Annotated in this window: 19 protein-coding genes, 1 pseudogene and 2 riboswitches; of the genes and pseudogenes, 8 read left to right on the forward strand and 12 right to left on the reverse strand. The window is 69.4% G+C overall.

The features are described from left to right. Positions 1 to 42: 42 nt before the first annotated feature. Entirely contained in the window at positions 43 to 264 is a 222-nt protein-coding gene (locus BS329_RS07955) for a hypothetical protein (RefSeq protein ID WP_076157384.1), read from the forward strand. Between the two features lie 30 nt (positions 265 to 294). Here the strand turns inward: BS329_RS07955 and BS329_RS07960 are convergent, their stop codons facing one another. After that, positions 295 to 516, reverse strand: a complete 222-nt coding sequence (locus BS329_RS07960; RefSeq protein WP_076157386.1) for a hypothetical protein — start codon at positions 514 to 516, stop codon at positions 295 to 297. A 214-nt stretch (positions 517 to 730) separates the two neighbouring features. On the opposite strand from BS329_RS07960, the gene BS329_RS07965 reads away from it, so the two are divergent. Next, on the forward strand, positions 731 to 1,732 hold the full coding sequence (locus BS329_RS07965; RefSeq protein ID WP_076157389.1) for a ferritin-like domain-containing protein: 1,002 nt from the start codon (positions 731 to 733) through the stop codon (positions 1,730 to 1,732). 443 nt (positions 1,733 to 2,175) lie between these two features. On the opposite strand, the gene BS329_RS07970 is transcribed toward BS329_RS07965, so the two are convergent. From BS329_RS07970 to BS329_RS07980, 3 genes are all read right to left on the reverse strand, one after another. After that, the gene (locus BS329_RS07970) at positions 2,176 to 2,472 is read right to left on the reverse strand and encodes a hypothetical protein (RefSeq protein WP_076157392.1); all 297 of its coding nucleotides are present in this window, start codon (positions 2,470 to 2,472) and stop codon (positions 2,176 to 2,178) included. A 135-nt stretch (positions 2,473 to 2,607) separates the two neighbouring features. After that, on the reverse strand, positions 2,608 to 3,207 hold the full coding sequence (locus BS329_RS07975) for a hypothetical protein (RefSeq protein WP_076157395.1): 600 nt from the start codon (positions 3,205 to 3,207) through the stop codon (positions 2,608 to 2,610). A gap of 548 nt (positions 3,208 to 3,755) precedes the next feature. After that, positions 3,756 to 4,397, reverse strand: coding sequence for a TetR/AcrR family transcriptional regulator (locus tag BS329_RS07980; RefSeq protein ID WP_076157397.1), 642 nt, complete (start codon positions 4,395 to 4,397; stop codon positions 3,756 to 3,758). Positions 4,398 to 4,525: 128 nt separating this feature from the next. On the opposite strand from BS329_RS07980, the gene BS329_RS07985 reads away from it, so the two are divergent. Next, a complete protein-coding gene (locus BS329_RS07985) occupies positions 4,526 to 5,167 on the forward strand; it encodes an SRPBCC family protein (protein ID WP_076157400.1) in 642 nt (213 codons plus the stop codon). A 28-nt stretch (positions 5,168 to 5,195) separates the two neighbouring features. Next, on the forward strand, positions 5,196 to 5,549 hold the full coding sequence (locus BS329_RS07990) for a hypothetical protein (RefSeq protein ID WP_076157403.1): 354 nt from the start codon (positions 5,196 to 5,198) through the stop codon (positions 5,547 to 5,549). A 30-nt stretch (positions 5,550 to 5,579) separates the two neighbouring features. Here BS329_RS07990 and BS329_RS07995 read toward each other — a convergent pair whose 3' ends face one another. Genes BS329_RS07995 through BS329_RS08020 form a run of 6 tightly spaced genes read right to left on the reverse strand, consistent with a single transcriptional unit; the run spans position 5,580 to position 13,314 of the window. Further along, entirely contained in the window at positions 5,580 to 6,413 is an 834-nt protein-coding gene (locus BS329_RS07995) for an ECF transporter S component family protein (protein ID WP_076157405.1), read from the reverse strand. Continuing rightward, a complete protein-coding gene (locus BS329_RS08000; protein WP_076157408.1) occupies positions 6,410 to 8,005 on the reverse strand; it encodes an ABC transporter ATP-binding protein in 1,596 nt (531 codons plus the stop codon). The genes BS329_RS07995 and BS329_RS08000 overlap by 4 nt, the downstream gene beginning before the upstream one ends. After that, a complete protein-coding gene (locus BS329_RS08005; RefSeq protein ID WP_076157410.1) occupies positions 8,002 to 9,114 on the reverse strand; it encodes an energy-coupling factor transporter transmembrane component T in 1,113 nt (370 codons plus the stop codon). Before BS329_RS08005 ends, BS329_RS08000 begins: the two co-directional genes overlap by 4 nt. Continuing rightward, positions 9,114 to 10,055, reverse strand: coding sequence for an ABC transporter substrate-binding protein (locus BS329_RS08010; RefSeq protein ID WP_076157413.1), 942 nt, complete (start codon positions 10,053 to 10,055; stop codon positions 9,114 to 9,116). Before BS329_RS08010 ends, BS329_RS08005 begins: the two co-directional genes overlap by 1 nt. Then, positions 10,052 to 10,633: a flagellar hook-length control protein FliK gene (locus BS329_RS08015; RefSeq protein ID WP_076157415.1), complete on the reverse strand. Its 582-nt coding sequence runs from the start codon at positions 10,631 to 10,633 to the stop codon at positions 10,052 to 10,054. The genes BS329_RS08010 and BS329_RS08015 overlap by 4 nt, the downstream gene beginning before the upstream one ends. Further along, positions 10,630 to 13,314, reverse strand: coding sequence for an RAD23 family protein (locus BS329_RS08020; RefSeq protein WP_076157418.1), 2,685 nt, complete (start codon positions 13,312 to 13,314; stop codon positions 10,630 to 10,632). Before BS329_RS08020 ends, BS329_RS08015 begins: the two co-directional genes overlap by 4 nt. A gap of 83 nt (positions 13,315 to 13,397) precedes the next feature. Beyond that, a riboswitch (cobalamin riboswitch) is annotated at positions 13,398 to 13,540 on the reverse strand. Between the two features lie 81 nt (positions 13,541 to 13,621). Next, a riboswitch (cobalamin riboswitch) is annotated at positions 13,622 to 13,746 on the forward strand. Between the two features lie 32 nt (positions 13,747 to 13,778). Here BS329_RS08020 and BS329_RS08025 point away from each other — a divergent pair. Then, on the forward strand, positions 13,779 to 14,786 hold the full coding sequence (locus BS329_RS08025; RefSeq protein ID WP_076157421.1) for a prenyltransferase/squalene oxidase repeat-containing protein: 1,008 nt from the start codon (positions 13,779 to 13,781) through the stop codon (positions 14,784 to 14,786). 47 nt (positions 14,787 to 14,833) lie between these two features. Here the strand turns inward: BS329_RS08025 and BS329_RS08030 are convergent. Next, a pseudogene (locus BS329_RS08030) lies at positions 14,834 to 15,615 on the reverse strand (LLM class F420-dependent oxidoreductase). Continuing rightward, positions 15,515 to 15,877: a QsdR family transcriptional regulator gene (locus tag BS329_RS44405; RefSeq protein WP_244197082.1), complete on the reverse strand. Its 363-nt coding sequence runs from the start codon at positions 15,875 to 15,877 to the stop codon at positions 15,515 to 15,517. The pseudogene BS329_RS08030 and the gene BS329_RS44405 overlap by 101 nt, the downstream one beginning before the upstream one ends. Before the next feature lie 202 nt (positions 15,878 to 16,079). Here BS329_RS44405 and BS329_RS08040 point away from each other — a divergent pair, with 202 nt between their 5' ends. From BS329_RS08040 to BS329_RS08050, 3 genes are all read left to right on the forward strand, one after another. Then, positions 16,080 to 16,934 (forward strand): 8-oxoguanine DNA glycosylase OGG fold protein, encoded by an 855-nt coding sequence (locus BS329_RS08040; RefSeq protein WP_167479992.1) that lies wholly within the window; start codon positions 16,080 to 16,082, stop codon positions 16,932 to 16,934. Between the two features lie 335 nt (positions 16,935 to 17,269). Then, on the forward strand, positions 17,270 to 17,647 hold the full coding sequence (locus BS329_RS08045) for a DUF6292 family protein (RefSeq protein WP_244197064.1): 378 nt from the start codon (positions 17,270 to 17,272) through the stop codon (positions 17,645 to 17,647). A 77-nt stretch (positions 17,648 to 17,724) separates the two neighbouring features. Continuing rightward, positions 17,725 to 18,441 carry an ANTAR domain-containing protein gene (locus BS329_RS08050; protein WP_076157429.1) on the forward strand — a complete coding sequence of 239 codons (717 nt, stop codon included), beginning with the start codon at positions 17,725 to 17,727 and terminating at the stop codon, positions 18,439 to 18,441. The last annotated feature ends 8 nt before the right edge of the window (positions 18,442 to 18,449 follow it).

Genomic DNA, 18,449 nt, shown 5'->3' on the forward strand with positions numbered 1-18,449 from the left:
CAGGCGACTTACCCGGTACGCAAGTACGGAAAGTTGTGGTCGATGAGCGCTGATCGCGTTGTCCAGCTGCGCTGGGAGTCCAGGCAGGTGGCCGCCGGGCACTCGGCGCTGTCCTATTCCGGGATCGCCGTGGTCCGCCACCGCGACGGCGAAGTCGTCGGCCGGATCTGGGTGCCGGTCGGCGACGAACCGACCTTCGACGACGACGAGACCCTGATCGCCGCCCTGCACGCCGCTTGGCGATGGAGCAAGCCCGCCGCCTGATCACCCGCTCAGGACGGTTTACTCGTCACCCTACTTGTACCGGCGCCGGAGTTCTTCCTCCTGTTCACGCGGCGACTTCTCCACCCAGCGCCCGTGGACCATGTCGTTCTCCGTGTAGTCCGCCCGCCGCGAGGCCCAGCCCGGCAGCATGACCTTGCGGGTTCCGCCGCGCCCCCGATCGCGCAGATCGGTGAGGACGGCGATGCCGATCACCAGTACGAGTACGCCGAGCGCCATCCAGATTCCGACCATGTCCGCTCCCCCGCAGATGAAGTCAGTTTCCCTCAGGGTAGTGCCGAACCCTCCCCAGGTCGGCACCCTTTTCCGGGGCCCGACCAATCCGATCGGCGAGCTGCCTCGAATTGGTCGGTCCACGAAGATCCAGCCCGCCCTTCGCGGTGACACCGCGGGGCCGGGAATCGCCCGGTGACGTGCGGAGCCACCCCGGGCGGGAAGGAGATCGCCCGTGTTTGGCAAGCGCTACGCCGCTTCGATGATCAACCGCAGTGCCGAGAACGCCCAGGATCGGCGCCGTTTCCTGCGCGCCGCGGGGGTGACAGGGCTCGGCGTCGTCGGGGCGGGAGCACTCGGCGGCCTGGCCGGTCCGGCCGCTTCCGCCGTTACCTCACGCCCGGCCGCCGCCGAAACCGCGGCCGAAGGGGTCAGTGACGCCGCGGTTCTCAACTTCGCCCTCAACCTCGAGTACCTCGAAGCCGAGTTCTATCTGCACGCCGTCACCGGAAAGGGGCTCGCCGACTCGTCGACCACCGGAACCGGCACCCGCGGCGGGGTCACCGGCGGCCGGGCGGTGAAGTTCAAGACGAAGGCCGCGAAGCAGTACGCCCAGGAGATCGCCGGCGACGAGAAGGCGCACGTCGAGTTCCTGCGCGCCGCGCTGGGTTCGGCGGCGGTCAGCCGACCGGCGATCGATCTACAGGCCAGCTTCACGGCCGCCGCGCAGGCCGCCGGCCTGGTCAGACGAGGCCAGAGCTTCGACGCGTTCGCCTGCGAGGAGAACTTCCTGCTGGCGGCGTACCTGTTCGAGGACGTCGGCGTCACCGCATACAAGGGCGCCGCACCGCTGATCAGCAACAAGACCTACCTCGAAGCCGCGGCCGGGATCCTCGCCGTCGAGGCGTACCACGCCGCGAACATCCGCACCGCGCTCTACCAGCACACCGGTGGGCTGCTGGGGCTCGGCCTGCTCGGCCGGGACCTGCGTGAGGCCAGCGTCAAGCTCTCCAACGCGCGCGACAGCCTCGACGGCAGCACAGACCTGGACCAAGGCGTCGTCGACAAGAACGGCCGGGCGAACATCGTGCCCACCGACGCCAACGGCATCGCCTACAGCCGCTCCCCCGGCCAGGTCCTCAACATCGTCTACCTGACGCCCAAGGCCGTGACCTCCGGCGGCTTCTTCCCCAAGGGTGTCAACGGGGAGGTCAACACCAGCGCGGCCAACGGCTGAGCCTCGCTCACCCGACCGAGGTCCGCTGCCGCCGTTCCGCCGCGTCCGATCCGGGCACGCGGCGGAACGGTGTTCGCCGCGGCATAGGCGACGTACTCGGGATTCGAGCGCGGGCACGGTCAACCGGGCACACAGGCCGATCGGCCTCAGTCGTTTGACGATCACGAACTGAGCTTCCGGTCGCCCGCCGGATTACCGCAACCGTTTCCCTGTTCGCCGCTTCGGCGAGAATTCCCTTGTGGGACAAGAAATCCAGCCGACGTCCCCCCAGTATCCGGGCTGGCCTGAATCGCTCCCGCCCTAACGCGACGGCACGCGCGTCCGACTCGCGGGACGCGGCCGGAAGGGCACCGGACCGAAGGATGCGCCTGATCACGCCGCCGCGCGGGCATGACGATAGCCGGTGTCCGCGAGTTCTCGTGGACACCGGCTACCGGGGGTGGTCAGCCCCGGGCGTTCGGGTCGATCACGTCGCCCGCCAGGCCGGTGGCGGTGTCACCGACGGCACCGGTGGAGTCGACGACGCCCTGTCCGGCGGCGGTGGCCGAATCGACGGCGTCCTGGCCGGCGGTGGTGGCGCTCTCGGAGAGACCCTGCCCGGTCTCGGCCAGGCCACCGGCGGCCTGAGTGGCCTGGTCGGCGGCACCGGAAAGGTCGACGCCGGTCAGTTCGCTGACCTTGTCGCCGGCACCGCCCAGCAACTCGGCGGCCTTCTCCTTGAGCGAGTCGAACAGGCTCATCAGGGGTACTCCTCGGATCGGGTCGAGCGGGTGCGACTGAATGCTCACAGTACAGGACAAATCGGTCACACCGTGCAACAGGCCGTCAACCGTCCACAAGGGACGATCCATCCGAGATGGCGCGAACCCTGATGATCAGAGGCAAGGCGGCTGGTAGCGATCGATCGCGAGACCACGGAAATCGAGCTTGTTCGGGGTCTTGCCGACGAAGACCAGGCCCCGCGCTTCGACCAGAGCCGAAGCGAAGGAATACGTGGGCTTGCCCAGCTCCGGCAGCGTCGTCCACGCGTCGGGCGCGAAGCTGAAGAACTTTTTCACGAGCTTCCCACCTGTCGACGGCACCTTCGTGAGCCATTTGTCGCCGCCGCTCCAGTGCGAGGCCGGGCGAAGCTGGACGTAGAGGTCGTCGGTCGCACTGTAGGTCATCCAGAATCCGGCGGATTTCGAAAGATCGGCCTGCGCCTCAAACCGATTTCCCAGCCAGACGACGACCACGTGCCATTCGGCGTTGAGGAAGGCCACCTTGGCCGCGTAGCCGCCACGTTCGCGAACGAGCAGACTGCCGGTCGCCGGAACCGTCGTACCCTCACCGGACGCGAGCCAGTGCTGCAACCGGTCGATCGACGGCGTCGCGCACTCACAGCCGTGCCGAGGCGGATGCCCGCCGGACGCGTTCGCGACGGCCCCGATCAGCGAGACCATGAGCACGGACGCGGCCACCGCGAGCGTCCGCATGAAGGGAACTTTGGATCCTCCGCGCATTCCGGGAAGTTAGCACAGTGGCCGCCGAAAACCACCGCACAGCGGGAAAGCAGGTCACGGTGCACCACTCAGCGGGAACCGTCCTTTGTGGATGATCGACCTTCGGCCTCGCGGCCGGGAACGTGGCCGCGCGACTCGCCGCCTAAATGTGGCGGGGTCGTGAGGGGTCTGGCGTGTCATCGCCACGAGGGCAGATCGGATCTTGGCCTTGATCGACGTTTCCCGCAGCAACTTGGCCGTCAGGTAGCGTCCCCTGCTTGCCTTAATCCTCAAGAGAAGTCTCATTGCCGCTCACGACCAACTCGAGCCACCGCGTTCTGGCAGCCTGGCCGGGCGGGAGCCTTTGCTCACCCGTGATCAGACGGCGGTTACGTGTGATCGCCGTCCAATCACGAGCGATCGCCGTCTGATCACGCATGATCGCCGCCCAGTCACGTGTGAGACCCGAAGGATCACGCGACACTAGGCTCTCCACGACTTCAGTCCGCGCATGCCCGCACAAGACCTGAAGCCCAAAGCCCTCAAGCCACCAGGCCATCCAACTCGGCCGCGAAGAGCACCGCAGGATCGAACCCCATACCCGCGAAGTGCCCAGCCAGTTCGAGAGACAGGACGCCGTGGAGCCGGGTCCAGAAGGTCACCGCGCTCCGGAGGACCGCGGACGTCACCGGCCTGCCACCCGCCCAGTCACGATGATCGTCGAGATGGGCTTCGAACGGCGTCGCCCGCCCACTTCCGGGACACCCGGCATGGACGTCGAGCAGCACGGTCATGATCTCGTCCGAGATCTTCGTGGTGTCGTCGGGCGCACGGTAGCCGGGGATGGGCGTGCCGTAGACGAACAGGTATCGCTGGGGGTCCGCCAGCGCCCATTTCCTTGTGGCGTAGGCGATTTCGGCTACGCCGCCACCTGAGTCCGCGGCGGCCTGGACGGCGTCGGCGAGGCTCCGGTAGGCGTCGCGGATGAGGTCCGTGATCAGGTCGTCGCGACTGGCGAAGTACCGGTACAGCGCGGGGCCGCTCATGCCCACGTGCTTGGCGATCGCGTTGAGGGACAACGCGGACACGCCCGCGGTGGCGAGTTGTTCCCACGCGTACCGCTTGATCTCCGTACACACCTGAGCCCGGTAGCGCTCACGCGAGTTCTTCGCGTCCGTGTCCATCGACTGCTCCTTCCGGGCTCGCGTTCAGTTAGAGGCTATCACTTTACCTATTGACACTCACACTGCTGTAGTTATAGCTTCTAACTATCGCAAGTAGCGCTAATCAGCCCTGGATGAGGAGAAGAACCATGACGGACACCCAGCCCGCCCCGAAGACCCGCCGCCGCACCTCCGCACGTGCCGCCGTAGTCGCCCTCCCGCTGGCCATCGGCTTGCTGGGCGGCGTCGTCACGCCGGCCCAGGCCGCCTCCGCCACCCCGGCCCCGCTGTCGTGCCAGGGCAAGACCATCGACACGAAGGCCCCGATCCGCTACCGGACCGAGACCCTGATCAACGCTCCCCTGAGCAAGATCTGGCGGCTACAGACCGACGTCGAGCGCTGGCCGTCCTGGCAGGAGCCGGTCCTGACCAACGAGCGCCTGGACTGGGGCCCGTTCCGGAAGAACTCCCGGTTCCGCTGGACCACCCCGGCGCCACCCACCGCCACGACCCCCGCCACCACGCTGTCGATCACCTCGACCGTGCACCAGATCCAGCGCGGCAAGTGCATCCGCTGGAGCGGGCCCGCGGTCGGCGAGGGCCTGAGCATCGACAACGGCATCCACGTCTGGAACTTCACCGAGGTCAAGGGCGGCGTCCTCGTCCGCACCGAGGAGAACTGGTCCGGCGCCCAGGTCGAGGCCGACGTGCCCACCGCGACCAAGTTCCTCGGCTGGGGCCTCGAAGCCTGGCTGAAGGACCTCAAAGCCACCGCCGAATCCCACCGCTGACCCACCCCCCGGCCTCCAGGAGGAACCGATGTCCACTCAGACGCTCGACCGCGAAACCACCGCCCGCCGCGCCCCGCGCTCCGTCATCATCTCGGCCTGGGCCGTCCCGATCATGATCATCGGTCAGTTCGCGATGATCGCCATCGTCCCGGTCGCTCTCGTCCTGATCGGCACCCTGCGCGACGCCAGACTCAAGGCGCTTCGCTGGGGCGCGATCGCCCTCACCGCGGCCTACCTCACGCCCCTGGCGCTCTGGGCGATCGGACCCGAACGCGCACAGAGCCTCTCCAAGGACATGCATCCCGTCTTCGCCGCGATCATCGTGGCCGTGGGAGTGGCCTTCGCCGTCGCTTTCCACGTCTCGCGCCGGAAGTCCCGCTGAGCACCGGCGCTGTGCCCCGCAAGTAGGTGACTACTTGCGGGGCACGCCATCCGTGAACGAAGGGATCACGCCGTACGATGCCTTCCGCGAAGCCCTCCGCAGAGTCGCCAGCACAGCGGGTCCCAGCATCAGGATCGCGACCGTGTTGGTGATCGCCCTCCCGGTGTCCCAGCCCGCCGTCGAGGTCAGCAGCGTGAACACGGCGAACCGGTGCAGGTTGTCCGGCAGCGGGGCGCCGGGAACGTAGGAGATGTGCCCGTCGTGGTACGGCACTTCGGCGTCGGTGATGAACGGCCAGAACCACAGGTTCATCAGGAATCCGAACACATACGCGACGAAGATCCCGTAGCCCACCAGCATCGCGATCTCGGCCTTGCCGGTGACACGGCGCGGCAGCAACCCGGCGCCCATCCCGATCCACGCCGAGCACATCATCTGGAACGGCAGCCACGGTCCGACACCCGCGGTCAGCAACGCCGACGCGAACAGCGACGTACAGCCCAGCACGAAACCGAATCCGGGGCCGAGCACCCGTCCGGCGAGCACCAGCAGGAAGAACACGGTCTCGATGCCCGCGGTCCCCGCCCCCAGCGGCCGCAACGCCGCGTTCACCGCCGAAAGGACACCGAGCATCGCGAGGGCCTTGGAGTCCATGCCCCCTTCGGACATTTCGGCCAGCACGATGACGATCAGGATCGGCAGGATGCCGATGAACACGAACGGCGCGTCCGGGCCGTGCTGCATCGACTGCGGTTCGACCCGCACCAGCAGCGGCCATACGAACATCATCAGTCCCGCGAGCGACGCGAGCCCGAGCACCGTCGCCGAGCGCGGGCCCAGCCGGACGGCGGGAGCGGTGTTCACCGGACCTCCTGCGGAAGCGCCGAGCGGACGTCGTCGACGGTGAGCCACGGTTCGCCGAGGATCTTGGCGACCTGTGTCGCGAACGCCGGCGAGCCGCCGAGCACCTCGCCGGTCGGGCCGTTCGAGACGACCTCCCCTTCCGCCATCACGACCACGCGATGCGCGATCGTCGCGACGAATTCGACGTCATGCGTGGCGACGACCACCGCCTTGCCTTCGGCCGTCAGCGACGCGATCATCTGCGCCAGCGCCGACTTCGCGGTGTAGTCGAGGCCGCGGGTGGGTTCGTCCAGCAGCATGATCCGCGGCGCGGCGGACAACTGCACCGCGAGCACGAGAGCGAGACGCTGTCCCTCGGACAGGTCGCGCGGATGCGAAGCGGGGTCGATGCCCGGAGCGAGCCTGTCGAGCAGGCCCCGGCAATAACCCGGTTCCGCGCCCGACTCCGCGTCGGCGGCCTCGCATTCGGCGGCGACGGTCTGCAAGTACAGCAGGTCGCTCGCGGTCTGCGGCACCATGCCGACGAGAGCGCGGGCCGCGGTGCTGCTCAGGGTCTTCGGATCCTTGCCCTCGACGGTGACCTTGCCGCCCTGCCGCGGGCCGGAGCCCTGCACCGCCCACAGCAGCGACGATTTACCGGAACCGTTGCGGCCCATCATCGCCAGCACCTCGCCGGCGCGGAGGGTGAGATCGATCTCCCGCACCGCGACCTTCGGCCCGTACCGCACGACGACCCTGGACGCGGTCAGCAGTTCCTCGCCCGCGGTCACGGTCCGGACCGGCGGAGTCCCCAGTGCCAGCGAAGAAGCCCGGCGACGGGCGTCGCGCACCGTCATCGGCAGCGGAGCCCACTCAGCCAACCGTCCTAATTGGACGATCGGCGGCGCGATCGGCATGTCCTTCAGCACCTCGGGCGGCGGGCCGTCCACCACTCCCCCGGTGCCGGGCAGGTAGATCATCCGGTCCGCGAACGGGATCACGCGTTCCATCCGGTGCTCCGCCATGAGCACCGTCGTGCCGAGGTCCTCCACCAGCCTGGCGAGCGTCGCCAGCACTTCCTCGGCCGCCGTCGGGTCCAGCGCGGACGTCGGTTCGTCCAGCACGAGCACCTTCGGGTGCGTGGTGAGCACCGAGCCGATCGCCACCCGCTGTTGCTGCCCGCCGGACAGGGTCCGCAACGCACGCCTGCGTAGCTCGGCGATACCGAGCAGATCCAGGGTTTCCTCGACGCGGCGGCGCATCACCTGCGGGTCGAGGCCGAGCTGTTCCATGCCGTACGCCAGTTCGTCCTCGACGGTGTCGGTGACGAAGCCCGCGAGCGGGTCCTGGCCGACGACGCCGACCAGGTGCGCGAACTCACGCGGCGGCCGGGACCTCGTCGTGACGCCGTCGACGGACACGGTGCCGTCCAGGTGACCGCCGGTGAAATGCGGGACGAGACCGTTGATCGTGCCGAGCAGCGTCGACTTACCCGCCCCCGTCTGCCCCGCGAAAAGCACGAGTTCGCCTTCACCGATGGACAGCGTCACGTCGGACAGCACCGGTTCGGAACGGCCGTGGTAGGTGAAGGAGACCTGATTCAGTTCGATCATGCGTGTACTTCTTCTTCCAGCGCGGCGTACGGGGGTTCGGGCACCGGGGTCAGGAAGGCGGGCAGCACGCCGATCAGCACCCCGAGCAACGGCCCCCACGACAGCGACGGCCAGGACAGGTCGATCAGCGACGGGTTCATGTTCATCGGGTTCACGGCGGACGTCGTGAACAGGATCGCCGCCACGCCGATCCCGCTCGCGGCCACGACGAGTTCGGGCAGATGCCAGCGATCGGGCCGGTAGCGCGTGCGCTGGACCCGTTTGCCCGCCGACCAGAATCCGGCGAGCCCGACCAGCACTCCCGCGGAAAGCACCGGCGCGGCGAGATATCGGGGCGTCGAACCGTCCAAAGTGGCGTAAACGCCGACGCAGACGCCGATCAGGCCGATGATCATCAGGGTGCCGGTGAGCAGCCGGGCACGCGCTTCGACCATTCCCGCCCGGCCGTAGCCGCGTGAATCCATCGACGCGGCGAGTTGCAGCGAGCGGGAAAGCGCGTCCTCCAGCACCGGGATGAGGACGGTGTGCAGGGCCTTCACCTTCTTCTTGCCCGAACCGCCCCGCAACTTGCGGGCCCGCCGGACCCGCAGCACGCTTTCGGCGAGCTGCGGGAACACCGACAGCGCGACGATCACCGCGGTGCCGACCTCGTACAACGCCGGCGGCATCGCCTTCAGCAGGCGTTTCGGATTCGCCAGCGCGTTGGCCGCGCCGAGGCAGATCACCATCGTGGCCAGCCGCATCCCGTCGTAGAGCCCGCCAAGCAACGATTCCGCGGACACGTCACCGAAGAGCCGGATACCGGCCGCCCATGCGGGCAGCGGGATTTCGGGCAGCCGCAGAATGATCGTGGAGCCCTCGGCGCCGCCGAACACGATGCGGAAGAACACGCGAATCACCACGATGAACGCGCCGAGGTACAGGTACAGCCGGAACGCCAGCGCCCACGGCGCTTCGGAGCGACGCGCCACGACGACGTAGCCCGCGACCGCCACGATGGTCAGCAGCAGCCACGGGTTCGTCGTCCGGGTCGCGGCGACGGCGAGGCCGAGCGCCCACACCCACCAGGCGGCCGGATGCAGGTCGCGCGGCAGGAAGTAGGACGTCATCAGGCTCCCTGTGCGCGTTTCCGTCTGCGTGCCAAGAAGAATCCGGCCACGCACAAGGCCAGCACGGCGCCGCCCGCGACCCACGGCGCCCAGTCGTCGGCCCCGGACTCGCGTTCGATCACCGCGTTGACGTCCTCGGCGTTCTCACCGCCGGTGAACGCGACGTTCATCGACGGATCCTTCGCCTGTGGCCGCGCCGAGGCGCTCGGGCGCGGCTTGGGCGGCGGCAGCGCACCGGAACTCGGGCCCGCGGCCGGGGCTTCCCCCGGCCCCGCCCCGGCTTCCGCCGTCGCCTGCGGACCGTCGCCCGTCTGCTGCTGCCCGTTGCCGCCTTGCGGTCGCTGTTGCCGTTCGCCGGGGTCGCCGGTGACCGGCTTGGCTTCCTCACGCGGTACACAAGGCTGGCTCTCGGTTCCCGGGCGCACGGCGGAGACCCGCGGGATCGGGTTGGTCTTCGCGGTGGCGTTCAACGAAAACGACCAGCCTTCGAAACCACCGGGGATGAAGTCGCGGTTCTTGACGCCCCACTGGCTGTAGTCCCACGCGCAGTTGTTCGAGGCGTGCCAGTACGACCAGTAGGCCTGCGCCGGTGGCGTGTCGATGCACAGCTCGTGGTACTTCTCACGACCGGTGATCGGGACGTTCTCCGCCGCCGACGGGCGGTTCTCGACCCGGCAGACGAAGGCCTCGCCCCACCGCTGCGCGCCCGCGATCTGGAAACCCGCGCCCTTGAGCGCGTCCAGCCCGGTCCCGCGGGCAGGCTGGGGATTGCAGCGCACGATGGTCGTGCCGCCGAGTTGCTGGAAGTCGACGACCACGGTGACCCCGGTGGCGTCCTTGCAGAAACCCGGATGCCCCTTGCTCTGGTCGACCGCGTGGGCGGCGGGCGCCGAGGCGGCGATCAGGAAGATCGCCGCCACCACCCCGAAGACCCTCCTCATTGGACAGTGCGAGCCGGGTTGGTCGGGGTGACACCGGGCGGCGGGTTGGTCGTGGCCGACTTGTTCAGCGAGAACGACCAGCCCTCGAAACCACCGGGGACGACGTTGCGGTTGAGCGCGCCATGACTGCTGTAGGTCCACGTGGACCCGGAACCGTCGGCGTGCCAGTAACCCCAGTACGCGCCGACGGGCGGGGTGTTGACGCACGGTTCCTTGTAGTTCGGGTTGCTCGACAGCGGGAGGGTCTCGGTCGCGGCCGGACGGCCTTCCAGACGGCACACGAAACCGAGCCCCCAGCGGGCGGTACCGGCGACGGCGATCCCGGCGTCCTGCAACGCCTTGATTCCGGTGCGGGCGGTGCCGGGGTTCGCGTTGGGCGAGCACCTGGTGATCGTCGGCGCGGCCGTGCCGCCGTTGCCATCCAGTTCCTGGAAGTCGACCACGACGGTGACGCCGGTGAGGGCGTCGTTGCCGGTGCAGATCCCGTTGTACCCCGCGGCCTGCGCGGGCGCGGCGACGGCGGTGGCGAGTCCGGTCAGTCCGATGAGGACGGACGTGACGGCGAGCAGTCTTCTCATGGTGTTACCCCCTTGGTTTTGATGAAACGGCGAAGCAGGAAGATGAGCACGATCGCGGCGGCCAGCAGGAGTACCGCGAGCCCGGCGAGTCCCCAGGTCATCCAGGTCGGCTGAGTGGTCTGGGCGGCGGCCTGCACCTGGGTGCCGGACACGGCGTTCGCGGCGCCCGCTTCCGAGAGCGGCAACCGGATCGCGGGCGACAGCGGTGAATCCGCGGCGGTGAGCCAGGATCGGCCCGCGACACCTTGCGCGGCGGCCAAACTGGTCGGGAAGTCGGTCTTCCCGTCACTCGTCACGACGGCTCCCCTGACGAAGCCGCCGTCGGCCTGCACCAGCTTGCCCAGCGACCGTGCGGTGCCGCTCGCGTCGAGGCCCGCGATCTGCCGTGCGGCCGCGACGGAGGCGCTGAGCGCGACGTCCGGCTCACCGGCTTCCCCGGTCACCATGCCCGCGCCGGTCGGCCGGACGCCGAGCGCGCCCACCGCGGAGACGAACGCCGACACGCGCCGCTCGGACCAGCCGTCCGGTCGTTTGGCCGACGGCGCCGCGTCGGTGACCGGCCGGACCGCCAGCGCGGTGACCGCGGCGGCTGTCGCACCGAGATCGCCGGAACCGCATTCCGCGGTGTCGAGGTGCTTCGGGAAAGTGCCGTCGGCGCATTGGCGCGACAGCAGCAGTTCGACCGCGGCACCGGGATCGGCGGCGGTGGCGAGCAGCGCCCAAGCGTGCCTCTCGACCGTCTCGTCAGCGTCGGCGAAGGAACCGGTGTCGGTGAACTTGCCGTCTTCACCCCGGAGTGTCACCAGATCGGCGCGCAGTTGACCGGCGATGTCCGCCTTCGCGAACTCGGCGACGAGCACGAGTTTGGCGAGCGGTTCGGCGTAGGCCGCGCCGCCCGGCTCGTACGGCGCACCGTGGGCGTAGGCCTGCACGGCTTCCGGCGCGAGCAGGAACTTCGACGCGCGGGCGACCGTGTCCGGCTGCTCGTCCAGCGCCCGCAGCGCCAGCACGAGATCCGCGGTGGCGTCGTAGTCGACGTAGGTCTTGCCGTCGTCGGTGACCTCGACGTGGTCGCCGCCGACGAGCCGGTTCGTCAGGTACGCGCCCAGCCGGGAAGCCGGGGTCGCCATGCCCGGGGTCGCGGCGGGAATCGAAAGCGCCGCGGACGGTGGAACCCGTGCGCCCGAGGACGACCTCGGCGTGGGGGCCTTCTTGGGCTTCGGTGTGGTGGTTTTCGAAGCGGGCTTGTTCGCCTCGGGTTCGGCCGCGGGCGGGGTGCTCGTGACGGTGACCGTGCTCGGCACCGGTGGGCTGCTGACGAGAGACGAGGACGTTCCCGGCGTCGGCGTCACCGATGTCGTGGTGGTCGTGGTCGTGGTCGTCGTGGTGGTCGTGGTCGTCGTCGTGGTTGTACTGGTCGGCGCCGGGTCGCTCGTGGTCGGGGTGGGCGTGCTCGTGTCGGACGGGGTCTCGCTGCTGGTCGGCGGCGTCGCTTTCTTCGCGAGCGAGTAGAACCCGATCTGGGACAACCCGAGTGAGGCCTGGGCGCCGGCGCGGATCCAGGTGTCGAGCCCGCTGATGCCGTTGGCGCGCGCGGCGGCGTAGGAATCCGGGTTGTAGGCGATCGCGCCGAGGTCGCCGGCGAGCCGGTTGCCGTCGTCGGCCGCGGCGGTCGCCTGCGCCGCTTTGAGGTACCGCACGCCCTTGTCCACCGCGGCGTCCGCGCCACCGACATCGGCGAGGGCCTGGACGACCAGCCCGGTGCTGTTGGTGTTCGGGGCTTCGGTGCCGACACCGCCGCCCCAGCCACCGCCGGGAGCCTGGTTCGCGATCAGCCAGGAAACCGTCTTGGCGATCGGCCCGTCGAGTCCCGCGGCGCCCGCCTTCCGCGCGGCCAGCAGCGCCGACAGCGCGAGACCGGTGGCGTCGCCGTCGGTCGGGGACTGGTCGATCGCCTTGCCCTCGTCACAGGAGGAGATCTTGTAGCCGTTCGGCGTGACGTGGTCGCCGGTCTCGGTCGTCTTGATTTCGCCGAAGAAGAGGCGGAAATAGCCCTCGGAACACTGCTGGGTCACCAGCTTGTCGATGGCGAGCTGGTCGTTCGCACCCGCCGCGGCGAGCCCGATGACGCCGAGCGCCTGGCCGAACATGTTCGCGTTGTTGTACACGGACCCGGCGAGGGCGGGGTCCTTCGAGTAGTCGCTGACCCTGCCCTTGTCGGGTCCCTTGCGCATGATCGTGCCCTGGGTCTCGGCGACCATGTCGTGGCCGTCGAAGTTGCGCGGGTCGCGGCCGGAGACCTGCGCGGCGACGAGCGTTTTGGCCGTGGCCCCGCCGACGATGACCTTGTCGTATCCGGGGGCGGGAACCAGCTTGTCCCAGGTGAAGTAGTCGGTGGCGTGACCCTGCTCGTCGAGGAACTTCACGATCGGCTCGGCACGGGCGCCCTCGCCCGAGGCGTACATCGCGAACAACGCGTCGATCATCAGGCCGAGGTCGGGCAGCACGCCGCCGTTGGGGTTCTCGAACGTTCCGTCCGGTTTCAGCTTGGTCGCGAGCCAGCGGGAGTTCGCCTGCGCCGCGTCGCGGTCGCCCGCGGCCGTCGCCGTGCCGGTGAGCAGTGCGGCGATCACGCCGACACTGACGGCGAACGCCGATGCGGCCAGATACCCGCGACGCATGACTCCTCCTTGCGGCCGTGACGGAGGACAGGCGCGGGGCGCCGCGGTCACCCCTGTTTATCGCGACAGTGGTTCGGACTTCTGGTCGTTCATCCACCCATGCGGCATCCCGGCTCGCCCTGGTCACAGGGCCCACGGTTGCGCGACAGCGCCGGATTTCGACCGGCTTCCCCGTCACGGGCGGCGGTGTTGAGTTGTCGAGCCCGCCGAGGTTAACACCCGATTACCCGAGGCAGGCACCGCTGACCAGGTCGGTTGCCAGGATCACATCGATACTCGCGCCCGGCGGTACCCCGGCGCTTGACCGGGATGAGACTCTTCGGAACGTCCAATTCAGCGCGGTCGTGGGGGAAGTCCGGTGAGAGTCCGGCGCTGTCCCGCAACGGTATGCCCCAGGCGAGCCCGGTCACCCACGTCGCGCGGTGTCACCGACTCCTGTCGTGGACGTGCGGGAAAGGGTTCTCATGAGACGTTTGGTCTTCGCTGTCGCCATGCTGTGCGGCATCGGATTGGTCGCCGCTCCGGCGGCGACCGCCGCCACCTCGAACAAGGCGGACGCCGCCGCGGGGTGGCTCGCCAGGCAAATGGTCGACGGGGAAAGGTTCGAGGCCGATTTCGGCGGCCAGAAGTTCCCCGACCAGGGTTTGACGATCGACGCGATCTTCGCGTTCGCCGCCGCCGGGGTGTCGGACACGAACGCGGGCAAGGCGATCACCTGGCTGGCGAAACCGGAGATCACCACGGGTTACGTCGGCGGCGGCACCGAGGCTTACGCGGGCGCACACGCCAAACTGCTGCTGGCCGCGCAGGTCCGGGGCAAGAACCCGGCGTCGTTCGGCGGCGTCGACCTGAAGGCGGGACTGCTCTCGCTGCTCACGCCGTCCGGCCGGTTCTCCGACCGGTCCGAGTTCGGCGACTACTCCAACGCCTTCAGCCAGTCGCTCGCCCTGCTGGCGCTGGACCGCACCCCCGCGGGTGCCCCCGCGTCGGCCGTGACGTTCCTCGCGGGCACCCAGTGCGCGGACGGCGGCTTCCCGCTGAACTTCGGCGAAGCGACGTGCACGAGCGACGTCGACTCGACCGCGGTGGCCGTGCAGGCCTTGCGCGCCACCGGTGACGCGGTGAACGCCGGCGAGGGCACCTCCTGGCTGGTCACCAAGCAGCACGCGAACGGCGGCTTCGGTGTCGGCGCGAACGCCCCGAACTCCAACAGCACCGGCCTCGCCGCGGAGGCGCTGGCCGGTCACCGCCCCGCCGCCGCGGTCAAGGCGCGGGAATTCCTGCGGTCGGTGCAGACCGGCTGCGCCGGTGCCGTCGCGGACCGCGGTGCGATCGCCTACGACGCCACCGGCCTGAACCCGGCGACCGCCCCGCGCGCGACCGCGCAGGCGATCCTCGGCCTGGCAAGAGTTCCGTTGAGCGAACTGCACGGCGGTGGCCGTCCGCAGGCCCCGGTGCTCGCCTGCCCGTGACGTCAGGTGCGTGAAGGACCCCTTCCTGAAGGGGTCCTTCACGTACTTCAGACCGTGCGGAGCGGCTCGATCGTCTTCGCCAGCTCGTCGAGGTGTTCCAGAGTCTCGGCCTCGGGCAGCGTCGGCAGCATGAGGGAGACCTCGTCGACCCCGGCGCCGGCGAGCCGCCGCAGCAACTCGGGATCGGCCGGGGCGCCGAACACGCTGATCCGGACGTCTTCGCGGCCCTGGTCGGCGAGCCAGGACCTGACCCGGCGCAACTCCTCCGGCGGTGTCACGAAATGCGGCAGCCACCCGTCGGCGTGCTCGGCGAGCCGGTTGAGCCCGGCCGGGCCCTGACCGGCGACGTAGATCGGCGGATGCGGTTTCCGCGCCGGCTTCGGCCAGGCGTAGACCGGGTCGAAGTCGACGTGCTTTCCGTGGAACTCGGCCTCGTCCTTGGTCCAGATCTCCTTGAGCGCCTGGAGTTGTTCGGTCAGCAACGCTCCTCGCGTGCGCGGGTCGACGCCGTGGTTGCGCATCTCTTCGATGTTCCAGCCCGCGCCGACACCGAAGATCACCCGTCCCTCGGAGAGCAGGTCGAGACTGGCGATCTCCTTGGCCGTGTAGAGCACGTCGCGCTGGATCATCAGGGCGACCGCCGTGCCCAGCCTGAGGTCGACGTGACCGCCGCGACTGCGGCGAGCGCCACGAACGGGTCGAAGTTGCGCAAGGCGCCCCGCGGCAGCTCACCGCCGGGGTACGGCGACTCCCTGCTCACCGGGATGTGGGAGTGTTCGGGGAGATAGAGGGAGTCGAACCCCTTCTCCTCGATGGCCGCCCCCAGCACGTGGGGCCGGATTCCTTCGTCGGTCACTGCCGTCGCGATACCGAAGTCCATACTGTGCAACGACTCCCCGCTTGCGCCGGGTATTCCCTTGGCGCCCTAGGTCCGGCTGGGCACCCGTCCCTCCACGAGCGCTTCGAGCGGCGTCGAGGTCGGGTGTCCGTGACGCGAGGACGTCCGAATACAGGAACGCCTCCCCCAGGCGGACGATCGCTTGGCAGAGGCTGTCCAGGCCGACCGCGGGCACGGAGCGGTACTCGCGCATGATCGCGAGACAGCGCAGTTCACCGGCCGCGTTGCGCACCACGTCGCCCTCTTCGCGCTCCCAGGTGCGCGCGGCGGCCGTCAGCGTGCGCTCGGACAGGTGATAGAGGGCGTCACCGAGCAGGTCTTCCCGGTTTCCGACGCGGACGCCCTCTCCCCGTCGTGGTGGGACCCTGGACGCACCACGAGTCGCAGGAGGATGTGTGACAGCAACACCGCGCGAGACACCGGTTCCGGCCGCCTTGATCGATGCCCTCCGGCGATGGCGGGAACACGGGGAACCTTCGCAGCGGCCTTCCCGGTGGTCGCGCGGCTCCTGGCTCAAACAGTTCCCGGGCCATCACTCGTTCCTCGACGCGTTGCCGGACCGCATCGATCGTGCCGAAGCCACCCAGCACGCCGCGCGGGCCGCGACACCGGAAGGCGCCGAACCGGCGTTCCTGGTCGCGATGATCTGGGGATACGGACCGGTCGGTTACGGCGCCTGGCGGACCGCGCGTGTGCTGGCCGAGAACCCGCACGCGATCGATCGGCTGGCGGAGGTGGCACGCGTCGCGCGGGACGACGGCGGCCTCGCCGCGTTCCGGGTCATGGCCGACGAACCGCTGCGATACCTGGGCGTGGCTTTCGGCACCAAGTACCTCCGGTTCGTCACCGCCGCGCAGTCCTCCGGCCACGCCGTCGCCCCGATCCTGGACGCCGTGGTGCGCCGCTGGTTGCTGGCGCACCACGGCCTGCGCCTGAACATCGACGAATGGCGGCCGGAGGCCTACGAGCGGTACGTCGAGTTGCTGACGTCGTGGTCCGCGGAACTCGGCCTGACCGCGGACACGGTGGAGCAACTGATCTTCCGGTCGGCCATCAGTCAGGAAGGGTCGGCGTTCTGGGGCGAAGAATGGGCGAAGTCCGCGGAGCCGCCGCCGCCCGCGCGGAGGGCGCAGGCCGCGCTCCTCGAGATCGAAGGGCTGCTCGATACCGCCGATCCCCGGGTCGCACTGGAAGCCAGAGGGCACCTGGACGAACTGGCCCGGATCGTCCAGCGGGGCTGGGCGACCTGATGTCGGCGAGCCGGTCGACGTCGTCGGTGTACTCCGCGTTGGCCGCGATCTCCTTGGGGACCGGCCGACGACGAATTCCGAGGCACCCTGGCGGCCAGTCTCCCCGCCAGGCTCGTTTCGCCGCCTCGTCGACGCCGAACTTCCCTGACCCCACGGCGGATTCGGGTTTGAACCAGCGGGTTTCTGGACACCCAGTAACCCGTTGCGTGAACCTCGTTGCCGCGTCAAGCAGACGGCGCCAGAGGACGGGGCACCGAGCGTGAGGTGGCGATCGAGAGATGGAAGCGGATTTCGGCGAGGCGGCCTTGCACGGCCTTCGACGATATGTGCGCCGAGTGAGCGAGGAACTCGGGCTCCAGGGGGAAGCGTTCAACGCGCAGACCGAACCGACCGCGAGCGCGTATCTCGCACTGGACCGGCGGCTTCCCGACCGGCCCGACCGCGATGTGGCGTTGCTTTGGACGGAACGGCACGGCTGGGCGTTGACGATCGAGACGAACGCCGGTGAGGACCTCGTCGTGGCCGGCTACCTCACCGCCGAATCGCTCCCGCCGCCCCAGGTCGTCGCCGACTTCGCGCGAAGCCTGCTCTCGGGCGAACGCTCGCCGAGACCGGAACCGCCGCCCCAGTTCGACGGCGAGGCCGATTTGGCGCACAGGCTGGCGGCGTATCCGACTCCCGTCGCCGAGCCCGCGTTCCCGCGGCACGGCTGATCGCGTCGCTCCGTTCTGCGATGTCGTGGCCCGGTGGGTGATGATGGGGCCGGATTTCCGAAACGGAGGTGGCGACAGTGGACGGTCGGCGCCGGGAACGGCTGTGGCGGCTCGTCACCGAACGCGTGGCGGACCGGGACCCGGACACCGGGTGGGTAGGCGTCGTGTGCGCGGTCGCCGTCGGGGAACTCGACGTCGACGGTTCGGCGGTCTCCCTGCGCCTGCGGGACAACGACCAGGAGCTGGTCGCCGCGGACGGCCCATGGGCGACGTCGCTGGAGGAATTGCAGTACACCGTCGGCGAGGGCCCCGGCGTCGAGGCCTTCACCGCCGGTGATCCCGTACTGGTCGACGAACTCGTCACCGGCGAACAACGCTGGCCGGGGTTCGCCGACGGTGCCGCGGCGAGCGGGGTCGGCGCGGCGTTCGCGTTCCCGCTCGGAGTCGGCGCGCTGCGGCTCGGCACCCTGGACCTCTACCGCCGCGAGCCAGGAACGCTGGGCCAGGAAGGGCTGGGCGACGCGCTCGCACTGGCCACCATCGCCACGACCGCACTGCTCACCGACAGCAACGGCGGCGGCGGTCCGCACGCGCAATGGGCCCGGCACGACGTCGCGGGCCACTACGACGACGTGAACGTCGCGACGGGGATGCTGGCCACCGAACTACGGATCAGTCTCGAAAACGCCCTGTTGCGGTTGCGTGCCCACGCCTTCAGTCACCGGCTCCCGGTGACCGAGGTCGCGCGAGCGGTGCTCAACCGGCAATTGCGGCTCGACGCGCCGCAGGAGTGAAGGCCCGG

Source organism: Amycolatopsis coloradensis, from assembly GCF_001953865.1.
Lineage (GTDB): Bacteria > Actinomycetota > Actinomycetes > Mycobacteriales > Pseudonocardiaceae > Amycolatopsis > Amycolatopsis coloradensis.